Raw genomic sequence first — 16,914 nt, forward strand, 5'->3', positions numbered from 1 at the left:
AGGGTAAATATCATGTCCAGCCTCAGCATGATTTTTCTGGTGGTTGTTTTTTTAGCGGTGTTTGGTTTCGCATTCTTGATGATGCGGTATCTGATGCCGACTTCGGTGCAGCAGCGGCTGCAGCAGTTCACTGCCGATGCCGGCAGCGGATCAAACAAACCGGCGAATGATTGGGTAGCCAGGATCGCGAAACTGTCCAGCCCGCTTGCCAAGCTGTCGGTGCCCGATGAAGGTTGGGAAAACTCGGCGTTGCGCGTGCGCTTCATGAATGCAGGTTTTCGCAGCGAACATGCGCAGATGATTTATTTCGGTGCCAAGACACTGCTGGCCATTGCGGCGCCGCTGCTGGTCTGGCTGGCCCTGCTGATCTTCAATGTGACGCCCACCACCAACACCATGTTGATGTACCTGTTGCTGGCGTCGGCTATCGGGCTATACCTGCCAAACATTGTTCTTGGCAAAATGGTGCAGGCGCGGCAACTGGCAATCTTCGAGAATTTCCCGAATGCGCTGGATCTGATGACGGTCTGCATCGAAGCCGGGCTGGCGATCGATGCCGCCATCGCACGTGTTGCGCAGGAGATGGCAAGCAGTGCGCCGGCTGTGAGTGAAGAGTTGCATCTGGTGACGCTGGAACTGCGCGCCGGCAACAGCAAGGAAAAAGCACTGCGCAATCTGGCCATGCGTACTGGTGTCGAGGATGTCGAGACGCTGGTATCGATGCTGATCCAGGCCGAGCGTTTCGGTACCAGCATCGCCGATTCACTGCGCGTGCATGCGGAAGGCTTGCGTATCAAGCGTCGCCAGAAAGCGGAAGAAACTGCCGCAAAGATATCTGTGAAACTGCTGTTCCCGCTGATTTTCTGCATCTTCCCGGCCTTGATGCTGGTATTGCTCGGTCCGGCGATGATCCAGATGTATCGCGTTTTGTTGCCGACCATGACCGGTGGCGGTCAATGATTTGAAAGGGGAGCGATCATGAAACTTGTACGCATCATGCTGCCGCTGGTGTGCAGCGTCCCGGTATTGCTGGGTTGCTCCGCACCTGCGGTTGCGCCCACAACGGCGGCCACGGAGCTCAAGGTGCAGCCCTTGCTGCGGATCAGGGATTCCGCTGGCAGCGCGCGCGATTTTTATCAGCTGGGACGGTTTTATCAGGGCCAGAATCGTTTTGCGCAGGCAGCGGAGGCCTACCGGCGGGCGCTGGAGTATCACAAGGACGACATCGAGGCGCGCAATGCGCTGGCCACCACCTATTCCGCGCAAGGCCGGCTGAATGAGGCGATTGCCGAATTCGAGACGATCCTGAAAGTCACGCCGCAACTGGCGCACCTGCATAACAATCTGGGTTACGCCTATTACCTGCAAAACAACTTCGACAAGGCGATTGCCGCATTCGAGACCGCAATCGCGCTGGAGCCGCGCAACCCGAGGGCCTACAACAATCTGGGTTTGGTGTACCGCAAGCGCGGCGATGCTGAAAAATCGCGCCTGGCCTTCGCCCGTGCTGCCGATTTGAACAGCGGCAGCGCCATCGCAGGCGCACCGCCTGAAGCAGTTGCCGCACCCGCTGCCGCTGGCAGTATTGCCAGCATTGCTCCGTCGATTGCGCTACACAACAATGCCCCCCGTATCGATCTGCAACCGCCGTCCTCGCCGGCAGCCGCTCTCCCGCCCACCGGAGAGTGGAGCGAAGCGAGCCGCTATGCGCCTTCTGCGTTGACGGCAGCCAGCCCGGCTAAACCTGCCAGCCCCCTGTTGGCACCGGCCTCGCTGGCGCAGAAAGTTCTAGGTTCGATCACCTTGAGCACCAAGGGTTTGCTGACTGAAACCAATGGCGCCATCAGCGCTGCCGCTCCCGTTATTGCTGTACCGCAGGAGAACGATAGCGTTGTTGCCGTCTTTGCTGTCGACACTCCGTTCCGGTTTGAAATCGCCAACGGTAACGGCATCACCGGCCTGGCCAGAAAAGTGCGCGCCACCTTGGTGCAACAAGGCTTGCCGACATCGCATCTGACCAATCTGAAACCCTACCGGACGCTGGAAACCACGATCCAGTACCGCAGCGGCTTTCATGATGCAGCGCTGCGCCTGGGTCGCACCCTGAGCAAACCTGCGACCTTGGTCGGTAACGACCATTTGCGCCCCGGCGCCGACGTGCAATTGGTACTGGGAAAAGATGCCACAAGCACGATGGCACTGTTTCGCGCCGATATCGGCACGGTAAAGCTGGCGAAAGAAGTGGTGAAGCAGGGCGATGCAGGTTGAAGCAGCAGGTTGATGCCGCGAAAAGAGGGAGCGGGCGTGCATGAATGCAGTGTTTTCATGTGGCCCGATTAAAAAAGGCGATGCGGTGGCGTCATTTCCGCCGCAATTGAACAAAGGGGTGATCGTGAAAATTACAGCAATACATATCTTCAGGGTTTGCGCCTTGTTTGCGGCGCTGGCACTGACTGCATGCGGTGGCGGCAGCGATGAACCACAAGCGCGGACGCTATGTTCGGCCCAGAATCTGAGTGCATGCGGTGGCGGCGGAGGTTTGAGCGGCGGTGGTACGACCACGACCCAAAGCACTATGACGCTTTCCTTGCTGGATCAAAGCGGTAATCCTGCGAATTTGCTGACCGGCGCTGGGTCTTTGAGTGCCAAGGCACGGGTTACGAATGCCGCCGGGCAGCCGGTATCGGGCGCTGTAGTGCAGTTCACCATCGGCGACGCCACATTAGCGACCATCAACCCCGCATCCGGCCTGACGGATAAGGATGGTATTGCACTTGTTACCATTACATTGGCGTCGCCCTCCGCTGTGGGGGCAACGACCATCAATGCGTCCGCCAGTTTTGATGATGCGGCGAATCCCGGCACAAAGATTTCCGTTTCCGGCAGTGCCAACTTCAAGGTGGGTGCCGCCATTCAGGATACGCCGGCGAGCATCGTTCTGGTATCGATCAGCCCTGCTGACAAATCGATTCTTCTGCAGGGGACGATTGGCACGGGACGGGTACAAACGGCACAAGTGGTATTCAAAGTGACTGGTAAAAATGGGCAGGCCATCGCCAACCAGAAAGTCAAATTCGCATTCGTTCCTGCATCAGCCGATTTGACATTTGCCAGCGATAACGGTGTTTCCGGATTAAACGGGGAAGTTACTGCCATCGTGAATTCCGGTAATACCGTTACTGTGGCAGCCGTGAGGGTAAGCGTTGTCGATCAAAGCAATAATCCGGTTCTGGACCAGAACGGACTGCCCATCAGCGCGGTATCCGACCAGATTACAGTCACCAACACCACGTTGAATCCTAACGGCATTACGATATCCCAAGACCTATTTTCAATTGAAGGTTTAAACGTCGCTGGGAAATCCGCAAAAATTACCGTCTGGCTGAGCGACTTGCAGGGAGCCGCCATTACCGATGGCACCGCTGTCACCTTCACTACCAACGGCGGCGCGATTGTAGGGGATAACAATAGTGCGAAATGCACGACAAAGAATGGTTCTTGCTCCGTTTCTCTCTCCGGACAAAATCCGCAACCGCCGCTGGGCATTGCCGATGTCATCGCTTCCGTTCAGCTCAATGGCAGCATCGTCACAAGGCACGTATTTGTGGCGATGAGCGGTTCGTTTGCCGTGTTTTCAGGCGGTTTTTCGCTGAATTTCACCGGCCCGCCGGCCAGTTGCGATCCGCAAACCATCACTTTCAATCTGGCCGATGTGAACGGCAACATCATGCCCGAAGGTTCCAAGCTGAGCATCCGGGCGCCGCTGAATGCGAGCGGAGTGCTGGTCAATGACACAGTCAAGTATCAGGGCTCGCTGACCGGTGGAACCACGCATGCGCTCCAGGTGACTCCTGGCGGTGCCATCGCCTGCAATGCGGCAGGCACACGCACCGTGACCGGCAGCATGACGCTGGTGCTGACCACGCCTTATGGTATTGAGACAACGCAAGCCGTGACGGTGCAATACAGGGCAATGTAATACGGTCGCCGGCCGGCTTGATTTTTCCTGGTGCGGGATTGCAGCGCGTGACGGCGCTGCAATCCCGTTTGGTTTTGAGCCACCATTGAAACCATCGGGCTTGCCCGTGGCTCAGATTGAATGCCGGACGCGTGGCATTTCGATAGCTTTAATAAATCGTAACAATATAATTAATCGATTTTACAAATAATTCAGATCAACCTATGATGAAATCTCATCATTTAACCCGTGAAGGAAATCACCATGTCTCTCGTCAATACTGAAATCAAACCGTTCAAGGCAACCGCTTTCCACAATGGCAAATTCGTACCTGTAAGCAATGAAGACCTGAAGGGCAAATGGTCCGTATTCGTGTTCTATCCAGCCGATTTCACCTTTGTCTGCCCAACAGAACTGGGCGATCTGGCTGACAACTATGCCGAATTCCAGAAGCTGGGCGTAGAAATCTACAGCGTGTCGACCGACACCCACTTCACGCACAAGGCATGGCACGATACTTCCGACACCATCGCCAAGATCAATTACCCGATGCTGGCCGACCCGACACTGGCGCTGTCGCGCAATTTCGAAGTGCTGATCGAAGAAGAAGGCCTGGCGCTGCGCGGCACTTTCGTCGTCAATCCGGAAGGCCAGATCAAGGTAATGGAAGTGCATGACAACGGCATCGGCCGCGACGCCAAGGAATTGCTGCGTAAAGTCCAGGCTGCACAATACGTCGCTTCCCATCCGGGTGAAGTGTGCCCCGCGAAATGGACTCCAGGCGCAGCAACCTTGACTCCATCGCTGGACTTGGTCGGCAAGATTTAAGCAAGGCATCGTTGTAAACCCGAGCGCCTGCGATAGCTTTTCAGCGCTCGGGTGCCGTTCCCGAAACCCTGTAGTGAAATGTGAGGCAGTCATGCTAGACACCAATCTCAAGACCCAGTTGCAAGCCTATCTGGAAAAAGTGACGCAGCCGGTCGAGCTGGTCGCGTCCATCGATACGGGTGACACATCGCGTGAAATGCAGTCGCTGCTGCAGGAAATCGTTTCCTTGTCGGACAAGATTACTTTGATCGAGCGTTTCGATGATGCCGAGCGCAAGCCGTCGTTTTCGATCAATCGCCGCGGCGGCGATGTCGGCATCCGCTTCGCCGGCATTCCGATGGGACATGAATTTACCTCGCTGGTGCTGGCGCTGCTGCAGACCGGCGGCCATCCGCCCAAGGTCGATGTCGATGTCATCGAGCAGATCAAGGCGCTCGACGGCGACTATCAGTTCGAGGCCTTTATTTCGCTGACCTGCCAGAACTGCCCGGAAGTGGTGCAATCGCTGAACCTGATGGCGGTGCTGAACCCGCGTGTGCGGTCGGTGGTCATCGACGGCGCACTGTTCCAGCACGAAGTCGAGCAGCGCCAAGTGATGGCGGTGCCGACGATTTACCTTAACGGGCAGATGTTCGGCCAGGGCCGCCTCGGCGTGGAAGAAATCCTGGCCAAACTCGATACCGGTTCGGCCAGCCGCGAAGCGGAAAAAATCAATGCCAGAGCGCCCTACGACATGCTGATCGTCGGCGGCGGCCCGGCCGGCGCCGCCGCCGCCGTGTATGCAGCGCGCAAGGGCATCCGCACCGGCGTGGTGGCCGAGCGCTTCGGCGGCCAGGTGCTGGACACGATGGCGATCGAGAATTACATCTCGGTGCCGGAAACCGAAGGGCCGCGCTTTGCCGCCGACCTGGAGCGCCACGTGCGCAGCTACGATGTCGATATCATCAATTTGCAGCGCGCCGAAAAATTAGTGCCGGGCGAGCTGATCGAAATCCGGCTAGCCAGCGGCGCAGTGCTGAAAGCCAGATCGGTGGTGCTGGCCACCGGCGCGCGCTGGCGCAAGATCAACGTGCCCGGCGAGCAGGAATACCTGAACCGCGGCGTGGCCTACTGCCCGCACTGCGACGGCCCGCTGTTCAAGGGCAAGCGGGTGGCGGTGATCGGCGGCGGCAACTCCGGCGTCGAGGCCGCGATCGACCTGGTCGGGCTGGCCAGCCATGTCACATTGCTGGAATTCGGCGCCGAACTGCGCGCCGATGCGGTGCTGCAGCGCAAGCTGGGCAGCCTGCCGAACGTGACGGTGATCACCAGTGTCCAGACCACCGAAGTGCATGGCGACGGCAAGAAGGTCATCGGCCTGTCCTACAAGGATTTGATTTCCGGTGAGCAAAAGCAGGTCGAACTGGAAGGCATCTTCGTGCAGATCGGTCTGGTGCCGAATACCGAGTGGCTCAAGGGCACGGTGGCGTTGACACCGCATGGCGAGATCGAGGTCGATGCGCGTGGCCAGACCTCGGTGCCCGGCGTGTTCGCTGCCGGCGACGCCACCACGGTGCCATTCAAGCAGATCGTGATTGCGGCCGGCGAAGGCTCGAAGGCCGCGCTCGGCGCGTTCGATCACCTGATCCGTTCATCGGCGCCTGCCGCAGCCTGATTATTCGCGGATTGCGCGGCAAGGCAGCAGCTGCACCGGCTTTTGCGCTGACCGCATCTGATTACGGCCACCGAAACCGGATTGCGGGCGTTGCGCCCGTTGCCCGGGCATGAAAAGCGGGCGGTGCAGCTTGCGTCGCAACGCCAGAGAAGAACGGCCCATGTCCGATGCCCGGTCGTCTGATGCGAATCAGCAACATGTTTCCAGTTGAAACAAAGCCGCGCAAAAGCTCTCCTTTTATCTATATTGGCAGTGGATCGTTATGTGCGTTCGCGCACGGACTCCTGGATTCTTTCTCGCTATATTCAAGCCGTGGTTACGCATCAGTCACAAAAAGCGGCAGTACCTTCATCCGATCTGTTCTCCATGCGCTGCATGCGCACTGTTTGCCAAACAAAGGAAATGTCATGAAAAAAACACCACGAACACTCAGCCTGATCGCCAGCGTGTCGGCAGCTGCGGCACTCGCGGCCTGCGGAGGGGGCGGCAGCGGCGCTGCGCCCGGTACTCTGAGCGTGGCGATGACCGATGCGCCGTCCTGCGGCTATGACGCGGTCAATGTCACGGTGCAGAAAATACGCGTGCATCAAAGCGCAACGGCGGGCGAAAACGATGCCGGTTGGACCGACATCACGCTCAATCCGGCGCGCAAGATCAATCTGCTCGACCTGACCAACGGCGCGCTGGAAGAACTGGGGCAGACGCCGCTGGCGGCCGGGCATTACACGCAGCTGCGGCTGGTGCTGGATGCCAACACCGGTGCCAGCAAAGCCAACTCGATCATTTTGACCACCAGCCCGGCAAATGCCAATGAAATTGCGCTCGACACCCCAAGTGCGGTCCAGAGCGGCATCAAGCTCAACCATCCATTCGACGTCGCGCCCGGCCAGCGGGTCGATCTGGTGCTCGATTTCGATGCCTGCAAATCGATTGTGAAGCGGGGCAATAGCGGCGCTTACGGCTTGAAGCCGGTGGTCAGCGTGATCCCGACAGTCCTGAACGGCATCGACGGTTTCATCGATCCGGCCTTGCTGGGCAGCCATGTGCAGGTCTCGGCGCAGCAGAACGGCACGGTGGTGCGCTCCACAGTGCCGAATGCCAACGGTGAGTTCTTCCTGGCGCGATTGGCTCCGGGCAACTATGACGTGGTCATCACCGCCGACGGCCATGCCGCAGCCGTGATCGGCACAGTACCGGTTGCCGATACCACCAGCGTGGTCAAGGTCAGCAGCACCGCGGTGCCAATCGGCCTGCAGGGTTCCGTTGCCGGAAGCATCAGCGGCACTGCGCTGCTGAATCCGGCCAGCGCGACCGAGGTCGCTTATGTCGCAGCCAAGCAGAGCTTCGCAGCCGGCCCGACGGTGACGATCAGGTACCAGGGCGCGGACCTGACAACCGGTGCGTACAGTTTGTCGCAACTGCCGGTGGCGGCGCCGTGGTTTGCGCCCTACAGTGCGGCGCTGCCGATCGTGTTCGCAGCGCAAACCAATACCACGCCGGGCACCGGAAAGTACCGTGTGGAGGCGTCGGCCAACGGCTATGCAACTCAGTTCACGCCGTCGGTCGACATTACGACAGCCAACCAGGCTGGGGTCAACTTCACGCTGACACCTTGACCGTGCAGTAAATCCCTGCAGTCCGGTCGACTGCAGGCAACAGCGCACACCGTGGCGGGTGTGCGCTGTTGCCGTTTACGGACCGGACAAATGCACTCCGCTACAATGGAGACTTCCAGTTTTAGCCGATCGATCATCTCCCGCCGTGAAAATCCCTCTGCCGATCCGCGATGGCGTCGCGCCCAGTCGTGTGTGGCTGCAAAAAGGTCCGTGGCCGTCCATGCTGGATTTCCTGTGCGCGCGGTTTCCGGATGTGGCGGCGACCACCTGGCAAGAGCGCATGGCGCGCGGCGAAGTAGTCGATGGCGATGGCGTGCACCTGCTGCCGGACAGCAGTTACCGCCCGGGCATTTGCCTCTTCTATTACCGCGAGCTGAGCGGCGAGACGCCGATTCCGTTCCGGGAGCAGATCCTGCACCGGGATGCGCACATCCTGGCGGTCGACAAGCCGCATTTCCTGCCGGTGATTCCGGGCGGGCGCTTTCTGCATGAAACCCTGCTGGTGCGCCTGAAGAAAAAGCTGCAGTTGCCCGATCTGACGCCGATCCACCGGCTCGACCGCGAAACCGCCGGTGTCATTCTCTTTTCGCACAATGCCGGCAGCCGCGGCGCTTATCAGTCGCTGTTCCAGCAGCGCGCGGTGCACAAGGTGTACGAAGCGCTGGCGCCGACCCTGAACGGCCGCAGTTTCCCGTTTACCTATCGCAGCCGGATGGTCGACGGCACGCCGTTCTTCCGTATGCAGGAAGCGGCGGGCGAGCCGAATTCGGAAACCCGCATCGATCTGATCGAGCAGCGCGGCGCGCTCAGCCTGTATCAACTGCAACCCCTTACCGGCCGCAAGCACCAGTTGCGCGTGCATCTGGCCGCGCTCGGGGTTCCGATTGTCAATGATCCGTTTTATCCGCAAGTGCTGCCGTGCAAGGCCGACGACATCACGCAGCCGCTGCAGTTGCTGGCGCGCGCGGTTGCTTTCGTTGATCCGATTACGGGCGACAGGCGGCATTTCGAAAGCGTGCGCAAGCTGTGAGAAACGCCTGATTGTTTGGAGTATCGCGATAAATGCCAATTTTTCGCAATGAATTTATGGTTTTTTTAAAATACTCATGTTGCAATGTCATTGCCCGGAGATTTTCATCCGGAAGTTTTCGCATTGTGCGGCGGGATTTTTGGTAAATTCTCGATAATGGTGTCGATTCGCAATGTTCGGCCGCCAGCCGGGTCAGAGCGTTGCACAGATCGGAATCGCCCCAGCGCCGGTATCGCCATTGCCGGCGCCACCCGGCCGACCACTTGACTGGCATGGAAAATATGTTTTCAAAGAATTTTTTGCCACTTAAGGTGCGTGCCCTGGCGGACCAATTGAGCCCTGCCGGCATTGCATTGCTGTATGCGGGCATTGCAGCGTTATGGATCGTGGCCTCCGGCCGGTTGCTGACCTTTACCGTCGCGGACCCGGTGTTGCAGGGACGTATTGAACTGGCCAAGGGGCTGGCGTTTGTGCTGGTTACCAGCGGCTTGCTGTATCTGTTGCTGAAGCTGCGGCGGGCGCCGGCTCCCGCCTCCTTGCTGCGCAATAGTCCCTGGCTGCCCGCTGCAAACAGGTTGTTGCCGCTTTTCATTGCGCTGCTGCTGGTGGTGCCGCTGCTTGGCCTGGCGGTCGTCAAGCTGTATGGCCCGCAGTTGGAACGCAAGGCATACGGCAATCTGGCATCGCTGGCCTTGCTGCAGTCGGAACAGATCGAGAACTGGCTGGCCGAACGGCATGACGATGGCGCAGCGCTGGCGGGCAACGCAGCGTTTGCGGCTCAGATCGGACGCCTGGTGCGGCAGAATGCACCCGCAGCGCTGTTCAAACCGGTGCTGGCGCAGGTTGAGAATCTGCGTGCTGCGTATGGCTATGACAGCATCCTGCTGCTGGATTCCGGAGGAACCCTGCTGGCTGCGCTGGGCGACCGCAGCACGCTGTCGCCCGAGTTGCAGGCATTGCTGCGCCAGCCACTGGCCAGCCGGCAGGTGCAGCGCAGCAACCTGTATCTGGACCAGGCCGGGCGCATGCAACTGGACTGGGTGGTGCCGATAGCGGAACCGGGTTCGCAAGCTGGACCGGTGGTGGCGGCAGTGGTGTTGCGGGTGGCGCCGGAGCGCTTTTTGTTCCCGCTGATCCGGCGTTGGACTGAAAATAGCGCCAGCGGCGAAACCATGCTGGTGCGGCGCGATGGCGATGCTGCAACCTATCTGAACACCTTGCGCCATGCCTGGAGCGCGACGCCGATCCTGCAGCGGCCGCTGACGGAATCAGAATTGCCGGCCGCCGTCTTCGTCGGTCAGGCCGGGCCGGGCACGATGCAAGGCCGGGATTATCGCGGCACGGCGGTGCTGGCGGCGCATCGCCCGGTGGCCGGCACCGATTGGCATCTGGTGGCCAAGATCGACCGTGCCGAAGTGCTGGAGCCGCTGTACACATTGGTGTTCTGGATCAGCCTGATTGCCCTTGCTGCGGTTATTGCCGTGAGTACGGCGATAGTGCTGCTATGGCGTCAGCAGCGCCATTTGCACGGACTGGCATTGCTGGCGCACCAGGCCAAGGCGGATCGCCTGCTGCGGCAGTTCTTCGATTTGCCGTTCATCGGCATCGCGATGATCTCGCCTTCGGCAAAAAACGTGGTCCAGTTCAACGACCATTTGTGCACCATTCTGGGCTACTCGCGGGAAGAACTGGCTGCCAGGAATTGGATGCAACTGACCCACCCGGACGATCTTGCTGCCGAAACTTGCCAGATCGAACGCATCGAAAGCGGCGAATCCGAAGGGTATGCGCTGGACAAGCGCTTCATTTGCAAGGATGGGGCGGTCAGGTTCGCTACCGTTGATGTCAAATGCGTGCGCCAATCCGACGGCGCGGTGGATTTTTTCGTGGCTACCGTGGCAGACATTACCGAGCGCCGTGCCGGCGAGGCTAAAATCCAGCGCCTGACCCAGTTCTACGCCGCACTCAGCCAGTGCAATCAAGCGATCGTGCGCTGTACCAGCGAAGCCGAGCTGTTCGCGCAGATCTGCTGCGACGCAGTACAACTGGGCGGCATGAAGATGGCATGGATCGGGCTGCTGGATCCGGTCAGCCGCCGGATCCAGCCGGTTGCTTCGTATGGCGATGGCACCGCCTATCTGGACGGCCTTGAAATTTCGGCCGATGATAATCAGGCGGCCGGTTGCGGCCCGACCGGTGCCGCCATCCGCGGCAATCAGCCGTACTGGTGCCAGGATTTCCAGAGCGATCCGCGCACTGCGTCGTGGCATGCGCGCAGCGAGCGCTTCGGCTGGCGCGCCTCGGCCGCGCTGCCGCTATGCCGCAACGGCGTCGTGATCGGGGTCTTTTCCCTGTATGCGGATGAAACCCATGTATTCGACGAAGCGGTGCGCAGCCTGCTGGTCGAAATGGCGATCGACATCAGTTACGCGCTCGACAATTTCGCCCGTGAGACCGCGCGCCAGCAGGCCGAACAAGCGCTGCGCGATAGCGAGGAGCGTTATCGCGCGGTGACGCAATCTGCCAACGATGCGATTATCACATCCGATAAAGCCGGCAATATCGTCAGCTGGAACCAAGGCGCCGCAGCAATCTTCGGTTATGTCCAGGCCGAGGTTCTCGGTCAGCCGCTGACGCTGCTAATGCCGGAGCGCTACCGGCAGCGCCATCAGGCCGGCATGCGCCGGATCCAGTCCGGCGGCGCGCCGGAGATCGTCGGCAGAATGGTCGAATTGACAGGTGTGCGCAAGGATGGCAGCGAATTTCCGCTGGAGCTTTTGCTGGCCAAGTGCGAAGTGGCCAGCGGCTGGTTCATGACCGGCACCATTCGCGATATCAGCCAGCGCAAGCAGAACGAGGCCAAGCTCGGGCTGGCCGCTCAGGTATTCGAGCAGAGCGGCGAAGGCATCATGATTACCGATGCGCATCATCGCATCGTGAGGATCAACCACGCATTCACTGCCATTACCGGTTACAGCGAAGCCGAAGCGCTGGACCAGAATCCGCGCATGCTAAGTTCGGGCCGGCAGGATCAGGATTTCTATCGGGGCATGTGGGCTGTCATCAAAGCACAGGGCCACTGGCAAGGGGAAGTCTGGAACCGCCGCAAGGATGGCAGCGTGTATCCGGAATGGCTATCGATCAGCAAGGTGCTCGACAGCCAGGGCAACCTGACCAACTATATCGGCATCTTCAGCGACATCAGCCAGTACAAGGCGGCGCAGGAGCAGATCCAGCGGCTGGCGCACTTCGATGCGCTGACCGGATTGCCGAACCGTGTCTTGCTCAACGACCGCACCAGCCAGGCACTCTCGATGGCGCATCGCAGCCATGCGCCGCTGGCGCTGATGTTTATCGATCTGGATCGTTTCAAGAATGTCAACGATTCGCTCGGCCATCGCATCGGCGACGCCTTGCTGGTTGCGCTGGCCCAGCGCCTTTGCGCGGCAGTGCGCGAACAGGACACCGTATCGCGTCTGGGCGGGGACGAATTCATCCTGGTGCTGCCCGATACCGATGCCGATGGTGCGGCCCATATCGCGAAGATATTGCTGGAAACCGCGGTCCAGCCGTACCAGATCGAACAGCATGAACTGACCATCACGTCGTCGATCGGGATCGCCATGTACCCGGGCGACGGCGAGGATTTCGAGTCGCTCTCGAAGTGCGCCGATATTGCGATGTACCGCGCAAAACAGGACGGGCGCAACAATTTCTGTTTTTTCACCTCGGAAATGCAGGCCCGCTCGGTGCGCACGCTGCAACTTGAAAACGCGCTGCGCCGGGCGCTGGAACGCGATCAGCTGGCGTTGCACTACCAGCCCCAGGTGTCGTTGCAGGACGGCAGCATCATCGGCGCCGAAGCGCTGCTGCGCTGGCAGCACCCGGAACTGGGTTGGATCCTGCCGGCCGAATTCATTCCGATCGCCGAAGACAGCGGCCAGATCCTGCAGCTCGGGGAATGGGTGCTGCGCACTGCAGCGCGCCAGTGCCGCGCCTGGATCGAATCCATGCCGGGACCGCTGATGATGGCGGTGAACCTGTCGGCAGTGCAGTTCCGCCACCCGCACCTGCCGGAACTGGTGATGCAGATTCTCGAACAGGAAGGGTTGCCGCCGTCCTGCCTGGAGCTGGAGCTGACCGAAAGCGCGGCCATGGATAATCCGCTGGCTGCGGTGGTGGTCATGGACCGTTTGCACGCGTGCGGAATCCGGATGTCGATTGACGATTTCGGCACCGGCTATTCTTCGCTCAGCTACCTGAAGCGTTTTCAGGTCTACAAACTGAAGATCGACCAATCCTTCGTGCGCGACATCTCGGCCGATCCGGAAGACGAGGCGATCGTCGGCGCCATCATCAGCATGGCCCGCAGCCTCGGCCTGCGCACCATCGCCGAAGGGGTCGAAACCGAGCGGCAGCTGGCGTTCCTGCGTGAAAAAGGCTGCGACGAAGCGCAGGGTTACTACTTCGGCAAGCCGATGCCGGCGGAGCGGTTCGAGGCCGCATTGCGGCAGCGGCAGGATATTTCCGCCTGAAAATATAGCCTGCCGTATTTTCAGAATGCCATTGAAACATGGCGGATATATCACGGTTTTTTGATACCCCCCAACCAATGCAACGCGTGCGGCAAGACCCGGCCAGCGCCCGTGCCGCGTTCGGCTTTGCTCCCTGGCATCCCGGCCTGATCGTGACGATGTCGGATTTTTTTGCAACATCCTTGCGGCCCGTCAACCGTTCCTGAGCGATTCGGCATCAAATATCAGATCGATAATCACGCAGCCGCTGCCCGGCCGCAATCGCTCATCCCGAAGGAGCATCCGATGCGCCACAACCTGTTCGACAGTTTCCAGTCATTCGACATTCCGGCCGCTGGCCAAGCCGGTTTCTACAGCCTGCCGGCGCTGGAAGCGGCCGGCCTGGGGCGGATCAGCCGCTTGCCGGTATCGCTGCGCATCGTGCTCGAATCGGTGCTGCGCAATTGCGACGGCAAGAGCGTGACGCAGGCGCATGTGCGCCAGCTTGCCGGCTGGCAGCCGAACGCGCCGCGCCAGGATGAAATCCCGTTCGTGCTGGCGCGCATCGTGCTGCAGGATTTTACCGGCGTGCCGCTGCTGTGCGATCTGGCGGCAATGCGCGGCGCGGCGGCGCGGCTTGGGCGCGACCCCGGGTTGATCGAGCCGCTGGTGCCGGTGCATCTGGTGGTCGACCATTCGGTGCAGGTCGATTATTACAATGCGCCGGATGCGTTCCGGCGCAACATGGAGATCGAATTCGAGCGCAACGGCGAACGCTACCAGTTCCTGAAATGGGGCATGCAGGCGTTCGACACCTTCAAGGTGGTGCCGCCCGGCATCGGCATCGTGCATCAGGTCAATCTGGAGTATCTGGCACGCGGCGTCTGGAGCAGGGACGGCGTGTATTATCCGGACACCTTGGTCGGCACCGACTCGCACACCACGATGATCAACGGCATCGGCGTGGTCGGCTGGGGCGTCGGCGGCATCGAGGCCGAGGCCGCGATGCTCGGCCAGCCGCTGTACCTGCTCACGCCCGACGTGGTGGGCGTGCACCTGAGCGGCAGGCTGGGCCAGGGCGTCACCGCCACCGATCTGGTGCTGACGGTGACCGAAATGCTGCGCAGCGCCAAGGTGGTCGGCAAGTTCGTCGAATTCTTCGGTGACGGCGTGGCCGCGCTGTCGGTGCCGGACCGCGCCACCATCGGCAACATGGCGCCCGAGTACGGCGCCACCATCGGCTTCTTTCCGATCGACGATGCCGCGGTGGCGTATCTGACGATGACCGGGCGCAGTCAGGCAGAAGTGGCTGCGTTCCAGAGCTACTTCAAGGCGCAGGGCCTGTACGGCGCGCCGCAGCCCGGCGAGATCGATTACAGCACCACGCTGGCGCTGGATCTGGCCAGCATCAGGCCGTCGGTGGCCGGCCCCAGGCGCCCGCAGGATCGGATCCCCTTGCCGGAATTGGGCGCGAAGTTCGATGCCTTGTGCGTGGCGCCGGTGGCGCAGGGCGGCTTCGGCAAGGACGCCGCGCAGCTGAAAGCGCGTTATCCGACCCGCTTCGAGCTCGATGCGGTCACCGCGCTGGCGGCCGGCGGCGGCGACCAGCACGCAAAGCAGGGGATGGCGCGCAGCGAAGTCGAGATGGTCGATGATCACCCGACACCCACCGCTTCGGCAGGCGATGCGGCGGCCTGCAATTATGTCAACCTGGGCCAGGGCGACGTGCTGATCGCCGCCATCACTTCCTGCACCAATACCTCCAATCCCGGCGTGCTGCTGGCGGCCGGCTTGCTGGCCAAGAAGGCGGTCGAGCGCGGCCTGACGGTGCAGCCGCACATCAAGACTTCGCTGGCGCCCGGCTCGCGGGTGGTGACCGAATATTTGCGCAACGCCGGGCTGTTGCCCTACTTGGAACAGCTCGGCTTCGGGCTGGTCGCCTACGGCTGCACCACCTGCATCGGCAACAGCGGCCCGCTCGACCCCTGCCTGGAGGAGATCGTCGTCAATCGCGATCTGATCTGCGCGGCGGTGCTGTCCGGCAACCGCAATTTCGAGGCGCGCATCCACGCCAGCATCAAGGCCAACTTCCTGATGAGCCCGCCTTTGGTGGTGGCCTTCGCGATCGCCGGGCGCGTCAACCTGGACCTGGAGCACGAGCCGCTGGGCCAGGGCAAGGATGGCTTGCCGGTGTATCTGAAAGACATCTGGCCGAGCCCGGAAGAGATTGCGGCGGTACAGAAATACGCGACCGACCCGGCCATGTACCGGCGCCTGTATGCCGATTTCACCCAGGACAATCCGCTCTGGAACGGCATCGCCGCGCCGCGCGGCGACCTGTACCACTGGGCGCATTCGACGTATATCGCCGAGCCGCCGTTTTTCCAGGATTTCGGCAGCGCCGCGGCGCCGGCCGGCAACATCGTCGGCGCGCGCGCCCTCGGCATTTTTGGCGATTCGGTGACCACCGATCACATCAGTCCGGCCGGCTCGATCAAGGCCAGTTCGCCGGCCGGTCAGTACCTGCAGGCGCACGGCGTAGCGCAAGCCGACTTTAACAGCTACGGCGCGCGCCGCGGCAACCACGAGGTGATGGTGCGCGGCACCTTCGCCAATGTGCGGATCAGGAACTTGCTGATTCCGCCCGCCGCCGACGGCAGCCGGGTGGAGGGCGGCGTCACGCTGCACCAGCCGGACCGCGCGCAGATGCCGATTTTTGATGCTGCGATGCAATACATTGCGGACCGGGTGCCGACGCTGGTGTTTGCCGGCGAGGAATACGGCAGCGGCTCGTCGCGCGACTGGGCCGCCAAGGGCACTCAGTTGCTGGGAGTGAAGGCAGTGATCGCCCGCAGCTTCGAGCGCATCCACCGCTCGAATCTGGTCGGCATGAACGTCCTACCGCTGCAATTCAAGGGCGCCGACAGCGTGCAGTCGCTCGCCATCACCGGCGACGAGCGTTTCGATATTCTGGGTCTGGAAGGGGTGCTGCAACCGCAGCAGGACGTGACGCTGGTGATTCACCGTGTGGATGGAGCCAGCCAGCAGTGCCAGCTGCTGCTGCGCATCGACACCCCGATCGAGGTCGACTATATCGGCCACGGCGGCATCCTGCCGTATGTGCTGCAGCGCCTGCTGGCGTGAGCGTCCTGCTGCTATGATCTGAGAAAACAGCTGGGTATGTGCAGAAATACCTGCATTTACGCAAATAAACATGCGGTATTGAAAAATACTATAAGTAGTATGAATTTAAGGCAAATCGCACCGCCGCCTGCCAAAAGCAGGCCGGCGGCTTTAGTTTGCGGTTGCGCGCG

Annotated in this window: 10 protein-coding genes; all 10 read left to right on the forward strand. The window is 60.8% G+C overall.

The window, feature by feature from the left end; genetic code table 11:
* Positions 1-12 precede the first annotated feature (12 nt).
* The 10 genes from HMCN_RS0101360 to HMCN_RS0101405 all read left to right on the forward strand — a co-directional run bounded on the left by HMCN_RS0101360 (position 13) and on the right by HMCN_RS0101405 (position 16,744).
* Positions 13-960 carry a type II secretion system F family protein gene (locus HMCN_RS0101360; protein WP_025915682.1) on the forward strand — a complete coding sequence of 316 codons (948 nt, stop codon included), beginning with the start codon at positions 13-15 and terminating at the stop codon, positions 958-960.
* Between the two features lie 18 nt (positions 961-978).
* Positions 979-2,268, forward strand: coding sequence for a LytR C-terminal domain-containing protein (locus HMCN_RS0101365; RefSeq protein ID WP_035625277.1), 1,290 nt, complete (start codon positions 979-981; stop codon positions 2,266-2,268).
* Positions 2,269-2,308: 40 nt separating this feature from the next.
* Positions 2,309-3,979: an Ig-like domain-containing protein gene (locus HMCN_RS0101370; protein WP_025915684.1), complete on the forward strand. Its 1,671-nt coding sequence runs from the start codon at positions 2,309-2,311 to the stop codon at positions 3,977-3,979.
* 243 nt (positions 3,980-4,222) lie between these two features.
* Complete coding sequence (gene ahpC / locus HMCN_RS0101375) at positions 4,223-4,786, forward strand: alkyl hydroperoxide reductase subunit C (protein ID WP_025915685.1); 564 nt, start codon at positions 4,223-4,225, stop codon at positions 4,784-4,786.
* Positions 4,787-4,877: 91 nt separating this feature from the next.
* Positions 4,878-6,440 (forward strand): alkyl hydroperoxide reductase subunit F, encoded by a 1,563-nt coding sequence (ahpF, locus tag HMCN_RS0101380; protein WP_025915686.1) that lies wholly within the window; start codon positions 4,878-4,880, stop codon positions 6,438-6,440.
* A gap of 407 nt (positions 6,441-6,847) precedes the next feature.
* Positions 6,848-8,056, forward strand: a complete 1,209-nt coding sequence (locus HMCN_RS0101390) for a DUF4382 domain-containing protein (RefSeq protein ID WP_025915687.1) — start codon at positions 6,848-6,850, stop codon at positions 8,054-8,056.
* Between the two features lie 145 nt (positions 8,057-8,201).
* The gene (locus HMCN_RS0101395) at positions 8,202-9,086 is read left to right on the forward strand and encodes a pseudouridine synthase (protein WP_025915688.1); all 885 of its coding nucleotides are present in this window, start codon (positions 8,202-8,204) and stop codon (positions 9,084-9,086) included.
* Positions 9,087-9,418: 332 nt separating this feature from the next.
* On the forward strand, positions 9,419-13,621 hold the full coding sequence (locus HMCN_RS18110) for an EAL domain-containing protein (protein WP_238551903.1): 4,203 nt from the start codon (positions 9,419-9,421) through the stop codon (positions 13,619-13,621).
* A 77-nt stretch (positions 13,622-13,698) separates the two neighbouring features.
* The gene (locus HMCN_RS19960; protein ID WP_255342414.1) at positions 13,699-13,827 is read left to right on the forward strand and encodes a hypothetical protein; all 129 of its coding nucleotides are present in this window, start codon (positions 13,699-13,701) and stop codon (positions 13,825-13,827) included.
* Between the two features lie 79 nt (positions 13,828-13,906).
* A complete protein-coding gene (locus HMCN_RS0101405; protein WP_025915690.1) occupies positions 13,907-16,744 on the forward strand; it encodes an aconitate hydratase in 2,838 nt (945 codons plus the stop codon).
* Positions 16,745-16,914 lie beyond the last annotated feature (170 nt).

It is taken from the genome of Herminiimonas sp. CN (genome assembly GCF_000622895.1).
Taxonomy (GTDB): Bacteria; Pseudomonadota; Gammaproteobacteria; order Burkholderiales; family Burkholderiaceae_D; genus AVCC01.

Bases quoted from the DNA above. Each gene is read 5' to 3' on its own strand.
- HMCN_RS0101360 (WP_025915682.1), top strand. From the start codon at position 13: ATGTCCAGCCTCAGCATGATTTTTCTGGTGGTTGTTTTTTTAGCGGTG.
- HMCN_RS0101365 (WP_035625277.1), top strand. From the start codon at position 979: ATGAAACTTGTACGCATCATGCTGCCGCTGGTGTGCAGCGTCCCGGTA.
- HMCN_RS0101370 (WP_025915684.1), top strand. From the start codon at position 2,309: ATGAATGCAGTGTTTTCATGTGGCCCGATTAAAAAAGGCGATGCGGTG.
- ahpC (WP_025915685.1), top strand. From the start codon at position 4,223: ATGTCTCTCGTCAATACTGAAATCAAACCGTTCAAGGCAACCGCTTTC.
- ahpF (WP_025915686.1), top strand. From the start codon at position 4,878: ATGCTAGACACCAATCTCAAGACCCAGTTGCAAGCCTATCTGGAAAAA.
- HMCN_RS0101390 (WP_025915687.1), top strand. From the start codon at position 6,848: ATGAAAAAAACACCACGAACACTCAGCCTGATCGCCAGCGTGTCGGCA.
- HMCN_RS19960 (WP_255342414.1), top strand. From the start codon at position 13,699: ATGCAACGCGTGCGGCAAGACCCGGCCAGCGCCCGTGCCGCGTTCGGC.
- HMCN_RS0101405 (WP_025915690.1), top strand. From the start codon at position 13,907: ATGCGCCACAACCTGTTCGACAGTTTCCAGTCATTCGACATTCCGGCC.